At 74.8% G+C, this 218-nt stretch carries 1 pseudogene; it reads left to right on the forward strand.

The features are described 5' to 3' along the window. Positions 1 to 128: pseudogene (locus G3I65_RS56995) on the forward strand (glycosyltransferase family 2 protein); the annotation flags it as partial. Between the last annotated feature and the right edge of the window lie 90 nt (positions 129 to 218).

The following is a 218-nucleotide window of genomic DNA, read 5'->3' on the forward strand; positions in this document are numbered from 1 at the left end:
GGGACGTCGTGCGCGGCCTCCCGTGGGTGCTCGGCCGGCGCCGGGTGGTGCCGGCGCACGTTGAGCACGGCCTGCGCCTCCTGGAGGCACCCCAGCGCGCCTCCCGGGCCCGCCGCTACGTGGGGTAAGTGTCCTGAAGGGCCGGGCGCTCACCGGCCTGCGACGCCATGAACGAGTCGTTCATGGCGTCGGACTCACCCGGCGCGACTTTGCCGGAG

It is taken from the genome of Amycolatopsis sp. SID8362 (genome assembly GCF_010550475.1).
Taxonomy (GTDB): domain Bacteria; phylum Actinomycetota; class Actinomycetes; order Mycobacteriales; family Pseudonocardiaceae; genus Amycolatopsis; species Amycolatopsis eburnea.